Below are 19,341 nucleotides of genomic sequence, written 5' to 3'. Positions count from 1 at the left end.
CGCGTGCCTCCAATCGTATGCATGCCAATCTTTGTTGTGAGTTATATCATAGGTAAATCATATATCGATAACCTCATTTTGGGTAGATGCTGACTGTGAAGGGGGGGCAGTTTTGAATGCAGCAGGGAATAATGAAGCAAGTGGACAAAATAATAATGTTCGGAATTTGCTCTATTTATAATCGTGATTAGTAAATTATGATGTGGGATTAAAAATAATTAACGAACAATGGGCGTGAGTGTTGTTGACTTGTTCGTTAAATTTAGATACAATAAGGTTGCTCCCGCGGAAAGTGGAGAGCAAGGATTGATTGGCCATTATTTTGTTTATCCTGTTCGTATATCCCAGAGATAAGGTCTAGGGGTCTCTACCAGGAGCCGTAAATTCCTGACTACGATAGGTATGCTTTGGTATACCTGCACGTAACAGGATATTTTTTTTGCCCAAATAGGTGCAGGCTCATCGGATAAGAGATAAATAGACCGAAACATCGTGAGCATCGAGGAGGAAACAATGAGTAAATATGATGTAATTGTTGTAGGAGCAGGTCCGGCTGGTATTTTCACTTGTTATGAATTATCTTTGAAGGCTCCACATCTGAAAGTATTGCTCGTAGATAAGGGACATGATATTTATCGCCGCAACTGTCCGATTTTGGAGGAGAAAATCCAAAAGTGTCCTCCAGCGGCAGGAAAGAAGGATTTTGCCGGCTGTCTCCCAGCTTGTTCGATTACAAACGGCTTCGGTGGAGCAGGGGCATACAGTGATGGTAAATTTAACGTAACGACAGAATTTGGCGGCTGGCTGACTGATTATTTGCCGGCTTCACAAGTACTGGACTTGATCAAATATGTAGATGCAATCAACCTGGAGCATGGAGCTACAACGGATATTACCGATCCAACAACAGAAACGGTACGTCGTATTGAACAGCTGGGCTATTCTGCTGGCTTGAAGCTACTGCGCGCACAGGTGCGTCATTTGGGAACGGAACAGAACCTGGAGATTTTAAAATCCATTTATGAATATTTGAAGCCTCGCGTCGAAATGGCCTACAAAACAGAAGTCGCGGATCTGATTTCAGAGAAGCAGGATGGGCGCTATATTGTGAAGGGGATTGAGCTAAAGAGCGGTGAGAAGCATGAAGCTGATCAAGTGGTAATCGTGCCGGGACGTGACGGCTCAGCATGGTTGACGGAAATATTGAAAAAGCGCCGCTTGAAAATGTACAACAACCAAGTCGATGTTGGGGTGCGGGTAGAGACCTCCGATATCGTTATGCGCGAAATCAATGAACACCTGTATGAAGGGAAATTCGTGTTCAATACGTCTGTTGGCACACAGGTGCGTACCTTCTGCAGCAATCCGTCTGGCCATGTCGTGGTGGAGAACCACAGTGGCATCATGTGCGCGAACGGGCACTCCTTCAAGGATCCGAAGCTGGGCTCTGCAAACACGAATTTTGCGCTGCTTGTATCGCATAAGTTTACGGAGCCGTTCGATAAGCCGAATGAGTACGCTCGTGAAATCTGTAAGCGCGCGAACGATTTGTCCGGAGGCGGCATTATCGTCCAGAAGTACGGGGACATCATTCGTGGACGCCGCTCAACAGAAAAGCGCATCCAAGAAGGATTCCTGGAGCCTACCTTGAAAGAGGCCGTTGCTGGGGATTTGGGTCTTGTACTTCCATACAATACGATGAAGAGTCTCATTGAAATGGTTGAAGCGCTTGATCGCGTAACGCCGGGCATCGCTTCTGAGCACACGTTATTTTATGGAGTTGAGGCGAAATTCTACTCCGCTCGTCCAAAGCTGGATACGACATTGGAGTCGGAAATTGAAGGCTTATACTGCGGCGGAGACGGCGCTGGCATTACGCGCGGACTCGCACAGGCAGGTGCCGCAGGTGTACACATTGCACGCAGCATCGTTGCCAAACGCGGCGCGTAAATGCACGATGCCACTCAAGCCAATTCATAGGGGAGGGCCAGTGAGTCGAGACCTTGACTTGCTGGCTTTTTTTGTATGCTGTGCACCTATTTCCTTGTATACGCAAAATGGTCAATATTTGAAATATACTTTGTGATAAAATGCACAACATCATGGTGAGGGCTTCGTTACAATGAATTTGCAACCTGTTCAGTTGACATTCCAACCGGGGTGAATCGCATCTGGGTAGGTGCGAATGGAAAGCAGGCCTTGGGATGATCAGGCTTGCATCGGAATATGCACAAGCAGGAGGTTATGTCGATGTCAGGTTATTTGAAGCCGCAGCAAATTGCGGAAGCAACAGTGGAAACCGGAACGATCAAAGCGAGAAATCCTTTGTCTGCCATGCTGATCTTAGGTTTTCTTGCCGGGGCATTTATTGCGCTCGGTTATCTCTTATATATACGGGTGACGGCAGCCGCGCCCGCGGAATGGGGAAGTATTAATAGCTTGATTGGAGCAGCGTTGTTCCCCGTAGGGTTGATCCTTGTCTTATTAGCTGGCGGAGAGCTGTTGACCGGGAATATGATGGCCGTACCGCTCGCTCGAATGAAAGGCTGCATAACGACCGGAGAGGCCATCCGAAATATCGTGGTGATTACGTTTGCTAATTTCTTGGGGGCTTTGTTTGTAGCGTATTTCTTCGGTCATGTAGTGGGGCTTACGAGTTCTGGCCCATATTTGCAGAAGACAGTTGATGTAGCGGCTCATAAGCTGGATGAAAGCTTTATTCAGGCTTTTGTCAGCGGGATTGGCTGCAACTGGCTTGTTGCACTGGCGGTATGGTTGGCTTATGGGGCGAAGAGCTTCAGCGGAAAAATTATGGGCATTTGGTTCCCGACGATGGCTTTTGTAGCCATCGGGTTCCAACACGTTGTTGCCAATATGTTTGTCATTCCAGCAGCCATTTTTGAGGGGCATTTCAGCTGGGGGCAATATATGTCGAACTTCATTCCTGTCTGGCTGGGCAACTTGGCCGGAGGGGTTGTCTTTGTAGCAGGTGCTTACTATATGGTGTACTTGCGTTCGCAGCATGTGAACAACCAGAAGGTAACGAATGGGGCTTCCGAGCATCTGCATTCGAAGGATGCAGGTGCTGAAAGCAACGCGATGCCTTCGGGAGCGGCGAGCTCGCCTGTTCACTAACTGAGGCAGCAGCGCAGAACATTGGTATGTAAAGGTAGGCAAGATCGAGTCATGATTAGGCTCGGTCTTTTTTGTTTGCCGAAAACGCAGGTATGCTGCTCTTTATATAAATTCACGGGCTTGTCACCTCCATTACAGATAGATGTGGTAAACTACGGGTGACTAGTGTGCGCCATATATAGAAGAGAAGATAGCGATATCATGTCGTATCTGTAAGCGCATCCAACAACACGTGGGGAGGGATCTGCTGTGAAGTTACAGTTTATAGGCAGTGTCGAGCAACTATTGCCAGGGATCCAAGAATTGCAGTCGTTATTAAATATGGAAGCAGGTACAGAAGGTACTCTCGTACGAGTGGAGCAAGAGGAAGGGCCGCTTCGTGCCGCATGGGATGGAACAAAAGGGGTGATTCGCTATGAGGCGGACATTCATTTCTTCCGTGCGCTTGGCCTGTTCGTCGAGCAGCTTCGCAAAGGACAGCCGTTCGATATTACGGAGCACCCGCAATTTACGTATAACGGAACGATGATCGATGCATCTCGGAATGCGGTTCCGAATGTGCATATGATGAAGCAAACGCTGCGCTCAATGGCGCTGATGGGCTTGAATGGCGCAATGCTATATACCGAAGACACGTATGAAGTTCCAGGACGTCCGTATTTCGGATACATGCGCGGACGCTACTCAACTGAGGAGCTGTATGAAATTGATCAATATGCCGCCATGTTCGGTATTGAGGTAGTCGCTTGCATTCAGACGCTTGGCCATTTGGCGCAGGCGCTGAAGTGGGACTATGCGAACGAGATAAAGGATACGGAGGATGTCCTTCTCGTAGGCGAAGAGGAGACGTACCGTTTCATAGAGGATATGGTTGTAGCGGCAACGAAATCGCTTCGATCCAAGCGCATTCATATCGGGATGGATGAGGCGTTCGGTCTCGGTCTGGGCAAATATATGCACAAGCATGGCTTCCGTGAGCGTTTCGATATTATGAATGAGCATTTGGCTCGCGTCTTGGAGATTACGGGCAAGCACGGCTTGACTCCAATGATGTGGAGCGACATGTATTTCCATCTGCTTATGAAAAATGGCGGGCATTACTATGATCTTGACATTAACTTCACAAATGAGGTTGTTGATCAAATTCCGAAGGGTGTTCAGTTTGTCTATTGGGATTACTATCACGATGATCAAGGCTTCTATGAAGAGTTCATCGAGAAGCATCGCCAGCTTGGATCTGATCCAGTATTCGCAGGCGGCGTATGGGTATGGGGCGCTATGAGCCCGAACTATGGCAAGACGTGGCAGAATACGAATCCAGCCCTGCTCGCCTGCAAGTCGAAGGGGATTCAGGAAGTATTTGCGACAGCATGGGGCGACAATGGCCAGGAGACGAACCATATGACGATTCTCCCAGGCCTGCAGTTGTTCGCTGAGCATGGTTATACCGAAGGCGAAGTGGATGAAGTGAAGTTGAAGGAACGCTTCCAACTGTGCACAGGCCAGAGCTTCGATGATTACTGGCAATTGACTTATTTGGATGAGACTCCAGGTGTTACGGAAAATAATATGCACGGCTCGAATGGATCGAAGTTCCTGTTGTTCCAGGATGCGCTGCTCGGGCTGTTTGATATCTACCTTACAGAGGAGCTGGAAGCGAAGCTGCCGAAGCATTACAAGGAGTTGGCACAACGCCTTGCGGCTGCACGAGATAACACGACGGGCGATCATGCGCTCGTATTCGATATGTACGCAAAGCTGTCCGCGGCTGTCGGTGCAAAGTCGATGCTTGGTGTACAGGTGACCCGTGCATATCGGAATGGCGACAAGGAGGAACTGCGTCGCATCGCTACCGAAGTGATTCCTACGATTCGTCCGCTCGTGGATGAAGCGCGTAAGGCGCATCGGGCACTCTGGATGGCGACAAGCAAGCCATTCGGCTGGGAAGTGATCGATAGCCGCTACGGTACCGTAATGGCACGCCTGCAGTCGGCGGAAGAGCGCATCCTCGACTTTGTTGACGAACGTGTAGCTTGCTTGGAGGAGCTTGAGCAGGAGCGCCTTCCATTCTACAGTGATGATCCAGTCGGCGAGCATCGCGTAGCGCATCAGCCATTCTTCCATCGCATCGTGACCGGTACTGTATTCTCTGCCATTTAATAGATGAAGCATATGCTGTCATGCAGTTGAACATCGCAAGGAGGAGACTCTGCCTTATCTGGCATGGGTCTCCTCTTTGTTGGTTATGGGGACAGGAAAGATGTGGGTGAACTTATATATTAAGGGAAAATTAAACGAATCCTTTACAAAGGAGATGCTAAAGTGGCAATATACGGCCTCCTGTTGGTCATCGCCTCTGCCTTTGCACATGCCACCTGGAATATGTTCGCGAAGCGGAGCATTCATAAGGAATCTTTTTTATTTTGCTTGCACGGCTTGGCTGCAGTTGTGTTTATGCCGTTTTTTGTTCATGATCTGTTAGTTATGAATTGGTCATGGGAAAATGGGCTCCTATTATTCTTATCTCTGCTGCTTCAGGGAGTTTACCTGTGGCTCGTATCCAAGGCTTATCAGGTCGGCGATCTGTCCAAGGTCTATCCGATGATGCGAGGAACGGCTGCACTCATCGTACCTATTGTGAGCGTATTTCTGTACGATGAAAGCTTGTCTCTAATCGGCTGGCTTGGCTGGCTGCTGATTGTCGGAGGATTGTTTGCGCTCAGCGGCATGTTCTCCTCGAAGGAGCCGCGCAGCAGACTCTGGTGGCTAACCTTAGCAATTACGACCATCGTTGGGATGTGCACAGCCAGTTATACGCTGACTGATAAGATGGTGGTGGAGTTTTTCAGTCCCTTGGGACTGATTCAAATTTCGAACTTAGGCGCGCTTCTGTTCTTAGCACCTTCTGTCATACGTACGAAGCGGATACGCCATGAGTGGAAGGCAAATTGGCGTACGATTGTACTGGGCTCTATCATTTCGCCTGGTTCTTATTTATTGTTCTTGTTCGCAATGACACTGGGGCCGCTTGCCCATCTCGCTCCGATCCGCGAATTCAGCATTGTAATTGGAACAATGTTAGGTATCGTTGTACTGAAGGAGCAGCAGGGGTGGACGAGAATCGCGACATCGGCTGTTGTGGCATCCGGCATGGTCTTAATAAGCATGTGGGGATGAGGGTCGATCTGCCTGGTTGAATATCAGAGCATATGTTTGGAAAAAGCAAGCGCCCGCTATCTTGAATCGACTGCTAGGAGCAGGTTCGATTAAGGCAGCGGGCGTTCTATTTTTCCGATAAGTAGCTTATTAATTGACAATCTTATACTTGTCGTTCGTTAGCTCGAAGATTTCCTTAATGCCTGACGTACAGTACACCTTGTGGTCGGTCGTTATGAAGATGGCCTCGACATTCGGATCTTCTTCGACGAACTTCAAGCCCTTCTCCACGCCGAGGGCGAATAGGGAAGTGGACAGCGCATCGGCATCCGTCGAGCTGTTCGTCACAATCGTCACACTGCTGAGACCATTATCGACCGGATAGCCGGTAGCGGGATCAAGTATGTGATGATAATGCTTGCCGTTCTCTACAAAATATCGTTCATAAACGCCGGACGTCACAATCGTCTTGTCCTGCACCTTCATCTTGCCGATTTGGTTGCCGCGAGTTTCATCTGGATCTTGAACGCCGATCGTCCAATCCGAACCGCCAGGCTTCGCTCCAACCGCAAAAATATTGCCGCCTAGATCAATGATAGCGCTCGGGAAGCCGTTATTGCGCAAGTAGTCCGCGATTCGGTCGGCGGCATACCCCTTGCCGATACTGCCCATATCAAGTTCCATACCTTCACGGTTCAACTTAATGGCATGCTTCGCAGGATCAAGCGTCACGTCCTTATAATTGACCAGCTTTAACGTCTGTGCCAGCTTGTCTGGATTCGGCACCTTAGCATTCTCATGGCCAATATTCCATAAGTCCACGATCGGGCCAACGGTAGGATCGAAGCGTCCTTCAGTACGCTTGGCATAATCCAGCGATTTGGCAATCAAGTCAAAGGACTCCGGTGTGACGGTAACAGCCTCCTTGCCTGAAGCAGCATGGATCTTCGCCAGCTCACTTGTGTCCTTTGTCCGGTTCAGGCGCGAGTCGATTTCATTCAAAAGGTTCTCAATATCCTTGAATTGTTTTTGATCCGCTCGCTCATCATAAATCTTGACGGTGACGATCGTATCGAAGATAAAGTAGGATTGCTGCTTAATGGCGGATTTCTTGCTAGCAGTATCGTTCGTGCCCGAGGCCTCCTTTCCGCTGCTGCCGCATCCGCTCAAAATAAGGGCGCAAGCAGACAGCAGAACGATGGCGCTGCGAAGCAGGCTGCGTGAACGTGTCATAAGGCGATTCCTCCATCTATATGTGTAATGAAAAAGATAGGTTTTGAACATCCTTTTTATTAAGGGAATGGGGCTGTAACCAAGCATTTCATTATAGCAGTTCCCCAAAAAGTTGCAAATCAAGCATATCACAACAGAACGGCTAGCGAGGCTGAAAAGCGTTGATGTTCACGGTTATGCCATGGACGAACATTGAACCTTCTTTCACGAAGAGGTATAATAAAAATAGCTTCAAAATTAAAATGAAACCCGAGGAGTCAACAAGATGAAACGTGGAGATCTGATTCTCATCGGAGTCATTATTGTCGCGGCGCTTGCATTTCTTGTGCCGAAATGGTTCTTTCAAAATGAAAGTGAAAATTTGCACAATTCCAAGGTGTTTGCTCATATTACGGTAGATGGGAAACCCTATAAGAAAGTGGAATTAACCGAGAAAGAACAAACCATTCGAGTCGAAACGGATCATGGCTTCAACCTTTTGAAGGTGCATGACAAAGGAATCGAAATGATCGATGCCGACTGCTCTGACAAGGTATGCTTGTCGTTCGGCTTCGTGTCGAGACCGAATGATACAATCGTATGCTTGCCTCATCGCGTGCTTGTCGAGCTGTTCAGCGAGGGCGATGCTGGCGAGGAGAGTGACATCGATGCCGTCGTACAATAATACGAAGCGTGCAGCCGTATCCCAACAGTCAGAAGCGTTGAAGAAGGCGGTTATTATCGCAATATTCAGCGCTGTCGCTGTTGTACTCGGCTTCGTGGAGGCGATGCTCCCGGTGCAGACGATTCTGCCTATTCCGGGAGCGAAGCTCGGTCTAGCCAATGTGATGATATTGGCTTGCTTATATTTCTTGAACGGAAGGGACGCCTTGACGCTCGTCATCTTGAAGACGCTGCTCATGACGCTCATGCTGGGGACATTCTCGGCCTTTCTGTTTAGTTTCTTAGGATCTTTGTTCAGCTTTATGGTGATGTACGCCATTTTGAAAATTGGCCGCGACAACGTCAGCCTGATCGGTATCAGTGTTGTTGGCGGCGCCGCGCACAACGCCGGTCAGTTGACTGCGGCGTATATTGTGTTTGGCACGGCAAATATTTTCTATTACTTGCCGGTGCTGCTTATTACAGGTGTTGTAACAGGTATCTTTATCGGTATTGCGGTGAAATACATTGTTGCAGCACTTGCCAAGCTGCCGCTGTTCGATTCGCTAGTTCCGCAAATCGATGCGTCGGACGGCAGGGGGAATGAAGCGGAAATTAATGCGGCACATGCACGTTCACAAGCTGGCGGATCGGTGAGTGCAAATGTTGTGGGGGCTTTACATGCTAAAAGTGACGGGGGTGCTTCAAGTGTATCCGACACAGCCGTTTCTTCCCATGAAGAAGCGGTGTTTATGGAGAACATCCATTTTCAATACTCAAACGGCCCAGCGTTATTCGATGGCATATCGCTTCAGGTTCCCCGGGGCCAATGGGTATCCGTTATCGGGCCGAATGGCTCGGGCAAATCGACGCTCCTGAAGCTCATCAATGGTTTGTTCACTCCGCATAAAGGGAATATCTATGTGAATGGGAAGCAACTGAACGAAGAGAGTATTGCAGAAATTCGCCGCCGCGTAGGGTTTCTGTTCCAGAATCCAGACAATCAGTTCTTCGCCACGACCGTGCGGGATGACATTGCATTCGGTATGGAAAATCGCCAAATGCCGCTTGCTGAAATGGAACGGCGCTTGGAGCGCGCAGCGGATGAATACCAGGTGCGGGAATGGCTTGATCGGCATCCGGCAGAGCTGTCTGGAGGACAGAAGCAGCGTGTGGCGATTGCAGGCATGATGGTGCTCAATCCCGACATTTTGATCTTTGATGAAGCAACCTCAATGCTGGATGAGCGTTCGAAAAGGCAACTGACTGCACAGCTCAAGAGCTTGCATGCTTCGAATCGTTATACGATTTTATCGGTTACGCATGATGCGGAGGAAATTCTTGCTTCAGATCGTGTCATCGTTGTTAAGGATGGCGTGATCGCGGCTGACCTAACGCCAACCGAGCTGTTTGCAGACGAAGCGCTTATGAAAGCATGCCGCCTGCAAGCGCCATTTACGCTGCAATTGGCGAAGGCGCTGCAAACGAACGGGGTAGATGTGCCGGATACGAATGATGAGAGAGAGCTGGTGAACGCACTATGGCCATCATAACTGCAGAACGGGTAACGTACCGTTACCATGGGCAGGGAGTACAGGGCGCTCCTGCACTGGATAAATTGCAGGTCACGTTCGAGCAGGGGCAGTTCATCGCGCTGCTTGGCGCAACCGGCTCCGGCAAATCAACATTGCTTCAGCATTTGAACGGTATATTGCAGCCTACTGACGGCAAGCTGCAGGTGCTCGAATATACATTCCAAGGAGGCACGCAAGAGCGCGGCTTGAAGGAGCTTAGACGGCGCGTAGGTCTTGTCTTTCAATTTCCAGAGCATCAGTTGTTCGAAGACACGGTGGAACGGGATCTTCTGTTCGGCCCCTTGCAGTTCGGGCAGAGCGAGGAGGAAGCGAAGGCTTCCGCACTTACGGCGATGCGGCAGGTAGGGCTGCCGGACACACTGCTTGAGAAGAGCCCGTTCGAACTGAGCGGCGGACAGATTCGCAAGGTGGCGATTGCAACGGTACTTGCCTCGAATCCGGAAATTGTTGTATTAGATGAGCCGACAGCGACGCTAGATCCTGTAAGCCGGACAGAGCTGATTGAGCTGCTCTACAAGCTGTGCAAGGAAGAAGGCAAGACAGTCATCATGGTGACCCACCGTCTTGATGAGCTGTTTGCTTATGCCGATTCCTTTGCCTTAATGAAGGACGGACGAGTTACGTTTCAAGGCACTCGCTCAGAACTGATGGCGCAGCCGGAGAGGCTGGAGGAGGCAGGAATATTATTGCCCGCCACGATGCGGTTGGCCGCCCTTGTCATGGAGCGGACTGGTGTGCCGAAGGAGAAGCTGCCATGCAGTGCTGCCGAATGGGCAGAATGGATAAAGGCACAGATGGAGCACAGATTACAGGAGCAGGGGAATCGTCGACCGGTGGAGGAGGAGGAATAGCGTATGCAGGCAAAAATGATGCTAGGCCGCTACGTAGCGGCCGATTCCTGGATTCACCGCCTTGATCCGCGCGCGAAGCTGATCGCGATGGTTATCTACCTTGTCGCTGTCATTCTCGCGGAACAGTTCGTGGAGCTTGCGGCGCTTACGGGCTTTGCGCTGCTCATGATGTCAAGCTCGCGTATTTCGCTGTACCGCTATTTTCGTGCTTCTCGTCCACTGTGGCTCATAATGGCCTTCATGTTTATTTTCTATCTTCTGTTCGATTCGAGCGGCAGTGCTTTGGTGCAGGTAGGCGGCTTAAAAATAACGACTGGTGGCGTTACTTACGGAGCTTACGCCGTATGGAGAATGGCGCTGCTTGTCACGCTGACGGCGATCCTGACATTTACAACAGCCCCAGTGGAGCTGAATCTCGGGCTTGAGCGCGTACTAAAGCCGATCCGGCTAATCGGCGGTTCACCGCAGCGCTGGTCCATGATGATCGGGATATCGCTTCGCTTCATTCCGACGATATTCGAGGAAGCGGAGAAGGTAATGAAGGCACAGGCATCCCGCGGAGCGGATTATGCGGATTTGTCCTTTGCCCAGAAGGGCAAGCTCGTCATGACACTGATGGTGCCTGTTATCGTGAGCGCCTTTCGCCGTGCAGAAGAGTTGGTGCAGGCGATGGAAGCGCGAGGATACGTACTGAATGCGCCGCGCACGTCGCTGCGTCAATTGGTATGGAAGCTGACGGATACGTTGTTCATGGCATTGTTTGTTGCGATGTTAGTACTAGTTCTACTATGGTAGAATGGTAATGGTGCGCAGTTCGTTGTTTCTTTTCTAACGAAAAGGAGGTGCAGCGAATTGCGCGTTATTTATTGTATATATTGTGAAATTAGTCACATAAACAATTTTAATATGGTATATTTAAGATATAAATATTTGGTTTTTTGGTTATTTGCTTATTCTTATAAGGACATATTTCGATACGTTGGACAAGACTACTGAGAAGAACTGACTTGGGGGAGAGCGACTGTGGCTAGATATTTTAATGGAAAAGAAATTGAATTGTTGGCACCTGCCGGAACGTTTGACATCTTTAAAACGATCATTGACGCGAATTGCGACGCTGTCTACTTCGGGGGACCGTCCCTGAACATGCGGATGATGCGCAAGGGCTATAATCTTAGCTATGAGGAAGTACGTGAAGCCGTGAACATGGCTCATGACCGCGGCAAGCGCGCTTATATTACCGTCAACAACCTGCTTAATGAAGTTGATTTGGACGAGGCAAAGCGTTATTTATCGTTCTTGAACGAAGTAGGTCCAGACGCCATTATTGCACAAGATCTGGCCGTATTCCCACTCATCCAAGATATGCAATTAACGAATGTACCGATTCATTCTTCTGTTATGATGAATGTACACAACTTAGATATGATTGAAGCGCTGAAGGAAATGGGCGTAACTCGTGTTGTTGCTTCCCGTGAAATGGATTTGCATACGGCAGAGCTGCTGCAGGCGAAGACAGGCATGGAGTTCGAATATTTCGTCCATGGTGACATGTGTACAGTACATGGCGCAAACTGCTTCTACAGCTCGATGCTGTATGGCAATAGTGCAAACCGCGGACGCTGTATGAAGCCTTGCCGCTGGGACTACCGAGTGAAGAAGGACGGCAATGTGTATCCGACCGAATATCCGCTGGCGGCAAAGGATATGTACATGTATGAGCATATTCCTGAACTTATTAAAGCAGGAATTACATCATTCAAGCTTGAGGGGCGAATGCGGGATCTAGAGTTCCTGCTTATGATCGTCAACAGCTATGGCGACGCAATCGATCGCTATATTGCGGATCCGCTTGGCTATAATCGGAAGAAAGACAGTGATACACTATATGAAAACCGCAAGCGCGACTTCTCCACGGCCTATGCGTTCGGCAAGCCAGGACTTGATTATATTAACACTCGCTATGAGGGCACGGGTAAATTTTACAGTACGGGCAAGGTATTCAGTACACCTACGGCTGAGCGTGAGATAAAGCCAGAGCGTCTGGAGCAGGTGCGCGAGACGTTAGCTGATGTCCGCCAGCCAGAGAAGATGGAACAGCCTCAATTGTCTGTTCACGTTAACAATGTGGAGCAGGCGAAGGCTGTTATCGAAGCAGGCGCAGACATTGTTTATTTGACCGGCGACGTGTTCCAGCCAGATGTGCCATTTACGCGCAAAGATATTGAAATGCTGACCGAGATGAAAGATTCCTCCCAAATCGTTCTCGGCATGCCGCGGATGATGAATGAGCTGCATATGGAGCAGTACAATCATTTCTTGCAAGGTGGGAAATACGGTCTTGACGGGCTGCTCGTTACGAACATCGGGGCCATGCATAAGTTCCGTGATTGCGGGCTGCCGATGATAGGCGATTTTAACCTGAATGTGTTTAACCATATGTCGGCGAAGCTCTACCATGATTATTTCGGCCTGGAGCGCGTACATGCATCGCTTGAGCTTCCGCTTAACGATTTAGCGAACCTGCTGCAAGAGACGAAGCAGGTGCCAGTAGAAGTCATCGTGCACGGCTCTCCTATCGTCATGTATTTGGAGCTGGATCTGTATGAGAATACGGTTGCGATGGACCCGATTATGCAGGAGGATAACAAGCATGTCGACAATCAGTATCTCGTGCTGATGACTGACAAGGGCGAGAATCCGGTGTACCGCGACTGGAGCGGACGCAACCATTTGGCGACGGCCAAGGAGCTGTGCTACCTGCCATTCTTGAAAGAGCTGCATGAAGCGGGTGTTAACCATTTCCGCATCGAAGGCAAGTCTTACACAACAGAGCAGCTGCGCAGCATCGTGGGCACATATCGTACAGCACTTCAAGATCTGTCACGGTGCGGCGAATTGTATGCAGGCATGAAGCCGGTATACGCAGGTTATACGCTTGGTTCGCTGCAATTCGGTCAGGCGCTGTCAATGGACTTGGAACCGGTGCATGCCTAACTTCTTTTTCTTGTGAAATCGAATGTGTACTTCCTTGCGCTTAACTGATTCCGAATGAGTAGGATGCGCACATGACATATAGATAAAGTAATGAATGCAATTCAAGTATTGAGATGAGAAACGACATGGCTTGATAGGAAGCAGTCAGGCCGTTTCCGCAGTTTAGGATGAGAAAGGGTGCTTACGACGTGAACAAGGAGCAAACATCGTATATCGGAGCAGAGGGTGTCATTGAGAAACGGAAGCAATACTTTTTCCCATGCACACAACACTTCTATCGCAATCCGCCGCAAATTGTACGCGGCTCGATGCAGTATTTGTACGACGAGAAGGGTACACAATATACTGACTTCTTCGCAGGGGTGTCGGTCGTAGCGAGCGGTCACTGCAATCCAGCAATTACGGGTGCAACAATTAAGCAGTTACAGACGCTTCAGCATACGACAACAATTTATTTGACACAGCCGATGGTAGATTTAGCGGAGCGGCTTGCAAACGGCATTCTGCCGGGCGCTCTGAAGCGTACCTTCTTCTGCAACAGCGGCTCGGAAGCGAATGAGGGTGCGATGCTGCTCGCCAGACTGCACACGAAGCGTCGTAACTTCATTGCACTGGAGTATGGTTTGCACGGACGCACGTTTCTGACGATGGGGGTAACAGGCATTCCAATGTGGCGTGCTGATGATTATCTGGACAGCGGCGTTACCTTCATCCCGCGCCCATATGATCCAGAGACAGATGATGAGACGGCTGCACGCCGTTCTATTGAGGCGTTAAAGAAGGTGCTGGAGGAGAAGGGCGAGACTTTCGCGGCGATGCTTGTAGAGCCGATTCAAGGCAATGGAGGCATGATTGCGCCGCCAGATTGGTATTTTCGCGAGGTGAAGGCGCTGCTGGAACAGCATGGTGTCCTGATGATTGCCGATGAAATTCAAACCGGCTTTGGCCGTACAGGCCGCATGTTCGCGATGGAGCATTACGGCGTTGTGCCTGATATTATTTCGATGGCGAAGGCGCTTGGCAACGGTGTGCCAATTGGTGCATTTGCGACAACGGATGAAATTGCAGCAAGCTTCAACCGCGCGTCAGCTTCTACATTTGGCGGCAACCCGGTATCCTCCGTTACTGCACTGGCTGTGCTTGATTATATTGAGCAGGAAGGCTTGGTAGGACGTGCAGAGCGACTCGGTAATCAGTTGAAGACAGGATTGCAGGCGCTGCAGGCGAAGCATAAGGTGCTCGTGGATGTGCGCGGCAAGGGGATGATGCTTGGTGCGGAGCTGCACGGTACAGATAACTTGGATAGTGCGGCACTAACGGATCAAGTCCTGGAATCGATGAAGGATCGCGGCTATATTATCGGGAAAAATGGTCTTGGACGCAATGTGATAGCCTTCCAGCCTCCGCTCGTCATGACAGAACAGGATATCGACAGCATGCTGAAGGAACTGGATGAAGTATTAGCGGAGGCGGTCCAATAGAATTTCCACGCCGCAATCCAGGAATGTCGATAACACGGTAGATAGAGAATGCTTGCAGGGAAGCATAATTGCACATATTATATGTAGTTCTTGCAGGGCAACAGATATTTGAACACTCATGGGGTGTATGTAAGCTATGGTTACTATTCAAAAGGTTATTCATAAAACGCGCATGTTCGGAGAACTCGTTATGTTCTCCCATACATTATTCTCGCTGCCGTTCGCAATTATCTCGATGGTATGGGCGGCAGGCGGGATACCTTCCTTCCACGTGATGCTTTGGTCGCTCATCGCGCTGGTGGCAGCCCGAAACGGAGCGAATGCATTCAACCGTTTGGCCGATTTGCCGTTCGATACTGCCAATCCGCGCACGGCGCACCGGCATATGCCGCAAAAGCTGCTGCATGGACGAGAGGTAACTCTGTTCGTCATCATCAACTTTGCCATCTTCATCGCGGCAGCAGGCATGCTGAATTCGCTCTGCCTTTGGCTGTCGCCTGTTGCAATTGTGCTTATCTGTTCGTACTCGTATACGAAGCGGTTCACATGGCTGTGCCACCTGTATTTGGGCTTTACGATCGCATCTGCCCCAATTGGCGCTTGGTTCGCGGTGACGGGCAAATTTGCCGTGACGCCGTTTATTCTGGGCACAATCGTCATGCTGTGGATTGCAGGCTTTGATATCATCTATGCCACGCAGGATATCGAATTCGACCGCAAGACGGGACTATGGTCAGTGCCAAGCATTTTTGGCTACGAGGACTCGCTCTTTATTGCACGCTCGCTCCATACAATCATGGTTGTGCTGCTGCTGACGCTGTACGTCATTCGCGGTCTAGGCACCATCTACTTAATCGGTATCGGCATCGCGATCATTTTGCTTATGCTGGAGCACAACATCATCAAGCCATCCAGCCGCAAGCGGATGAACGTGGCCTCGTACAACTTGAATCAAGTCATCAGTATGACTATCCTGTGCTGTACAATGGCAGACTTTTTTATGAATTAAAGAGGGTGAAAATAGGGGGCCTGTCTTGAAGCGGGTCCTTTTTTATTTATTGATATTTCCGATTTTATGGTTTGTGAAGCGTTTATCACTTCTATTAAAAATTTGTTTATTGAAATTGACGCGTAAGTAAAAATATGGTAGGTTTCTAATGGGCTTAATAAATTAACATAATTTATATTTTTGCATCTCATTACTAGTGTCATAGAAAGGGGGATGACTGAATGAACTTATGATTGAATTCAAAAACTTAAAGTTCTGTGCCAGTAACAACTCTTCAGAAATAATCCATAATTTTTTCCCCATGAATTTTTACTTGAAAATAAACACCCTCCAAATTATCGCTATTACTACAAAAAATCTGAATTTTCCAAAACCATGTATGACAATCAAGCAATTAGCTTCTCTTTTGACTTTCACTTATGATGTAAAGAAAAAGCAAGTTGATACTCTGATTATCGATTACAGCAAATCGTATTCAGACGGAAAAATATATGTAAGAGATCATGCAGGTGATATTCAAGCTTCTTACCAAGTTAATGAAAATGAAAATTTGAGAAGCTACCTTACGTCATTAACAGATAAAGCTGAAAAACTAAAAAAATCATATGACAGTGATGTGACTTTGGTAGATCGATATTGTTGGACTTGTACAAGATACGAGGAATACGGAGATACTTATGAAGGTACATGTGCAGCAATGGTTGGTGGAGCTTGTGTGTTTGCTGATAAAATTCCTTTTGGGAGAATTATTTGTGCTGGAGCTACTGTGATAGGTTGTTATGTTCCACCATACAAAATTTGTGCAGAGGGACGATGGAATACCAGATGTCCTGTTGAGGAATGACTCTTCATGGATAATTTTGTAAGTAGTATTAGAACAAGTAAAAGCAGATGTAGATCATCTGCTTTTACTTGTTCTAGGTAAACAAATTGATATATTTAAAAAGGAGAGGTGTGTATGAATATCAAAGAAGGAATGCTTTCGATCGTTATCCATGCTTTTCTTGGTTACCTGTGGGTTCTGTTTATCAATCATACACTTAGCATCGCGAATTCAATGAACCATATGATACTAAGCGGTTTATTTTTGTTTGTAGGCACACTTTTGTTCGGGTTCATTGCCAATCGAATCGCTCCTTTCCATAATTACAAGCTTACTCATCCTGCTAAAATGGTTGGTGCTATCTCTTTTATGACAATCGTATTGATACAAGTCCTTGTTTATAACGCTGCATAGAAATAGGGGAGAGAAGTGCAATATTCCATCCGTACCATCATCCTGTAAGGAATATAATGAATATCAAAGAAATGGGAAGTTATTCATCGTTTATACATTTCACCGGATAGCCGCATTTGAAGCGCCGCATTGAGATAAATGTTATTGTAATGTCTTTTATCGACATGGAGAGCGATGGAAGCGTTACTATGTCATGAACTGATTACTAAGGTTGCTTGAGTGCAATCAAGCTCAAGACAAGACCGTCAGGATGGGGTGTTTCCTGACGGTCTGTGAGCTGATGGTACGTATTTTGTTCGGCGTTGCTGGCGAAACGTTATCCGACCATGCCAGCTGAGAAGCTCTGCTTATTTTACGCCCTTCATAAAAGTTTGTATCTTTGGGGACAGCACATAAAGCAGAAGACTCAGCAATAATGCTACCCCGCCAATAACTCCGAAGTACAGCATCTCGGTTTCGGGGGTATAAAACTTTACGATTTGTGCGTTGATGGCCTGTGCGGCAGCGTTGGACAAGAACCATAAGCTCATGGTTTGAGCCGAAAAGGCTGCAGGCGCGAGCTTAGTGGTAGCCGAGAGGCCAACCGGCGATAAACATAACTCTCCGATTACAACGACGAAGTAGCTGAGAACGAGCCACAATGGGTTAACGAGCGAAGCGGCTCCGCCGAAGTATGCCGGCAGCAAAATAATCAAAAAGGACAGACCGGCGAACAACAAGCCAAGTGAAAACTTTTGGGGCACGGTTGGCTGGCGATTGCCGAGCTTCACCCACAGCCAGGCGAATACAGGCGCAAATATAATAATAAAGAGCGGGTTCAATGATTGAAACCAAGCAGGCGAAATATGAATGCCCGCAAAGTCCAATTCGGTACGTTTGTCCGCAAAGTTAGCAAGAATTGTGGATCCTTGTTCCTGAATTGCCCAGAACATAATCGAAGCAATAAACAAAGGAATGTACGCAATGAGTCGGGATCGCTCGACAGGCGTTGTTTTCGGACTGCGGTACATAACGACGAAATAAGCGGTTGGAATCAGTATTCCCAACACCCCAACGAGTTTGATAAAAGTATCGAACGTAAGAACGCCGAACATAATGCCGAACGTGATCAAGACAGCGAGAACAACGACGCTCGCACCTAGAACGGTAAATACTTTTTTCTTCTCGGCAGGTGACAATGGGTTAACTATAACCGTACCGGCAAGACCCAAATTTTTGGGGCGAGTTGTCACGTAAACAACCAAACCCAGCAACATCCCGACAGCAGCAAGACCGAAACCAAGATGGAAATTATTCATCCCAACGGTTCCTACGATCAAGGGAGAGATGAAGCCTCCGAGGTTAATCCCCATATAAAAAATACTGAAGCCCGCATCTCGCCGATTATCCTCTTCCTTATAAATATCTCCTACTAGACTGGATACATTAGGTTTCAGCAATCCTGTACCTAACACAATCAAGATCATGGATACAAAGAAAAGTGCAGCATTACCAGGTATGGCCAGCACGATATGACCGCACATAATCAAGATGCCGCCATAAAAAACGGCCTTCGACGTACCGAGTACTCGGTCAGCCAACCAACCTCCAATAATGCCGGACATATACACGAGTGAGCCATAGATGGACACGATGGCAAGCGCGATGTTCTCCGGGAAACCCAGTCCGCCCTTCGTTACTTCATAGTACATGAAGAATACAAGGATGGCCTTCATTCCATAATAGGAGAATCGCTCCCAAAATTCGGTGAAAAAGAGGGTGAAAAGGCCTTTGGGGTGACCAAAGAAACCTTGTTGCGGGACACTTTCTGCAATCTTCTTCTTATCATAATTCGGCATAACATCGCTCCTTTGATGATGATACCCTGTATCAAGTTCAACGTATAAAAATTAATTTCATCTTATTATAATGCTTTTTGCAGTTTGACTTCAACGTTCCATGACTAACAATATAAGTAAAGTTAATAATATTTATACCAATATTAATATTCCATGTTCAGGTATAT

15 protein-coding genes and 1 riboswitch are annotated in these 19,341 nt (G+C 48.1%); of the genes, 13 read left to right on the top strand and 2 right to left on the bottom strand.

Annotated features, from left to right (window positions below):
* Positions 1 to 315 precede the first annotated feature (315 nt).
* A riboswitch (purine riboswitch) is annotated at positions 316 to 414 on the top strand.
* Between the two features lie 99 nt (positions 415 to 513).
* From NO352_RS20565 to NO352_RS20550, 4 genes are all read left to right on the top strand, one after another.
* Entirely contained in the window at positions 514 to 1,950 is a 1,437-nt protein-coding gene (locus tag NO352_RS20565; RefSeq protein ID WP_005545006.1) for an NAD(P)/FAD-dependent oxidoreductase, read from the top strand.
* 300 nt (positions 1,951 to 2,250) lie between these two features.
* On the top strand, positions 2,251 to 3,135 hold the full coding sequence (locus NO352_RS20560) for a formate/nitrite transporter family protein (RefSeq protein ID WP_005545004.1): 885 nt from the start codon (positions 2,251 to 2,253) through the stop codon (positions 3,133 to 3,135).
* A 249-nt stretch (positions 3,136 to 3,384) separates the two neighbouring features.
* Entirely contained in the window at positions 3,385 to 5,295 is a 1,911-nt protein-coding gene (locus NO352_RS20555) for a beta-N-acetylhexosaminidase (protein ID WP_289356663.1), read from the top strand.
* Positions 5,296 to 5,457: 162 nt separating this feature from the next.
* A complete protein-coding gene (locus tag NO352_RS20550; protein WP_289356662.1) occupies positions 5,458 to 6,312 on the top strand; it encodes a DMT family transporter in 855 nt (284 codons plus the stop codon).
* 129 nt (positions 6,313 to 6,441) lie between these two features.
* Here the strand turns inward: NO352_RS20550 and NO352_RS20545 are convergent, their stop codons facing one another.
* Positions 6,442 to 7,524, bottom strand: a complete 1,083-nt coding sequence (locus NO352_RS20545) for an FAD:protein FMN transferase (protein WP_171416069.1) — start codon at positions 7,522 to 7,524, stop codon at positions 6,442 to 6,444.
* 265 nt (positions 7,525 to 7,789) lie between these two features.
* On the opposite strand from NO352_RS20545, the gene NO352_RS20540 reads away from it, so the two are divergent.
* From NO352_RS20540 to NO352_RS20500, 9 genes are all read left to right on the top strand, one after another.
* Positions 7,790 to 8,188, top strand: a complete 399-nt coding sequence (locus NO352_RS20540) for a NusG domain II-containing protein (RefSeq protein WP_005544996.1) — start codon at positions 7,790 to 7,792, stop codon at positions 8,186 to 8,188.
* Entirely contained in the window at positions 8,172 to 9,719 is a 1,548-nt protein-coding gene (locus tag NO352_RS20535; protein WP_289356661.1) for an energy-coupling factor transporter ATPase, read from the top strand. Before NO352_RS20540 ends, NO352_RS20535 begins: the two co-directional genes overlap by 17 nt.
* Positions 9,707 to 10,612, top strand: a complete 906-nt coding sequence (locus NO352_RS20530) for an ATP-binding cassette domain-containing protein (RefSeq protein ID WP_289356660.1) — start codon at positions 9,707 to 9,709, stop codon at positions 10,610 to 10,612. The genes NO352_RS20535 and NO352_RS20530 overlap by 13 nt, the downstream gene beginning before the upstream one ends.
* 3 nt (positions 10,613 to 10,615) lie before the next feature.
* The gene (locus tag NO352_RS20525; protein WP_005544991.1) at positions 10,616 to 11,407 is read left to right on the top strand and encodes an energy-coupling factor transporter transmembrane component T family protein; all 792 of its coding nucleotides are present in this window, start codon (positions 10,616 to 10,618) and stop codon (positions 11,405 to 11,407) included.
* A 228-nt stretch (positions 11,408 to 11,635) separates the two neighbouring features.
* Entirely contained in the window at positions 11,636 to 13,609 is a 1,974-nt protein-coding gene (locus NO352_RS20520; protein WP_289356659.1) for a peptidase U32 family protein, read from the top strand.
* A gap of 188 nt (positions 13,610 to 13,797) precedes the next feature.
* Positions 13,798 to 15,090 carry an aspartate aminotransferase family protein gene (locus NO352_RS20515; protein WP_483311855.1) on the top strand — a complete coding sequence of 431 codons (1,293 nt, stop codon included), beginning with the start codon at positions 13,798 to 13,800 and terminating at the stop codon, positions 15,088 to 15,090.
* A 136-nt stretch (positions 15,091 to 15,226) separates the two neighbouring features.
* Positions 15,227 to 16,099: a UbiA-like polyprenyltransferase gene (locus tag NO352_RS20510; protein WP_040735612.1), complete on the top strand. Its 873-nt coding sequence runs from the start codon at positions 15,227 to 15,229 to the stop codon at positions 16,097 to 16,099.
* 229 nt (positions 16,100 to 16,328) lie between these two features.
* Entirely contained in the window at positions 16,329 to 16,943 is a 615-nt protein-coding gene (locus tag NO352_RS20505; RefSeq protein WP_289356657.1) for a hypothetical protein, read from the top strand.
* Between the two features lie 114 nt (positions 16,944 to 17,057).
* On the top strand, positions 17,058 to 17,336 hold the full coding sequence (locus tag NO352_RS20500; protein WP_005544979.1) for a hypothetical protein: 279 nt from the start codon (positions 17,058 to 17,060) through the stop codon (positions 17,334 to 17,336).
* Between the two features lie 347 nt (positions 17,337 to 17,683).
* Here the strand turns inward: NO352_RS20500 and NO352_RS20495 are convergent, their stop codons facing one another.
* Positions 17,684 to 19,174, bottom strand: coding sequence for a peptide MFS transporter (locus NO352_RS20495; protein ID WP_262866492.1), 1,491 nt, complete (start codon positions 19,172 to 19,174; stop codon positions 17,684 to 17,686).
* Between the last annotated feature and the right edge of the window lie 167 nt (positions 19,175 to 19,341).

The sequence above is a fragment of the Paenibacillus sp. S-12 genome (genome assembly GCF_030363895.1).
GTDB classification, from domain to species: Bacteria; Bacillota; Bacilli; order Paenibacillales; family Paenibacillaceae; genus Paenibacillus_B; species Paenibacillus_B alvei.
This window is presented reverse-complemented; position numbering and strand designations above follow the sequence as displayed.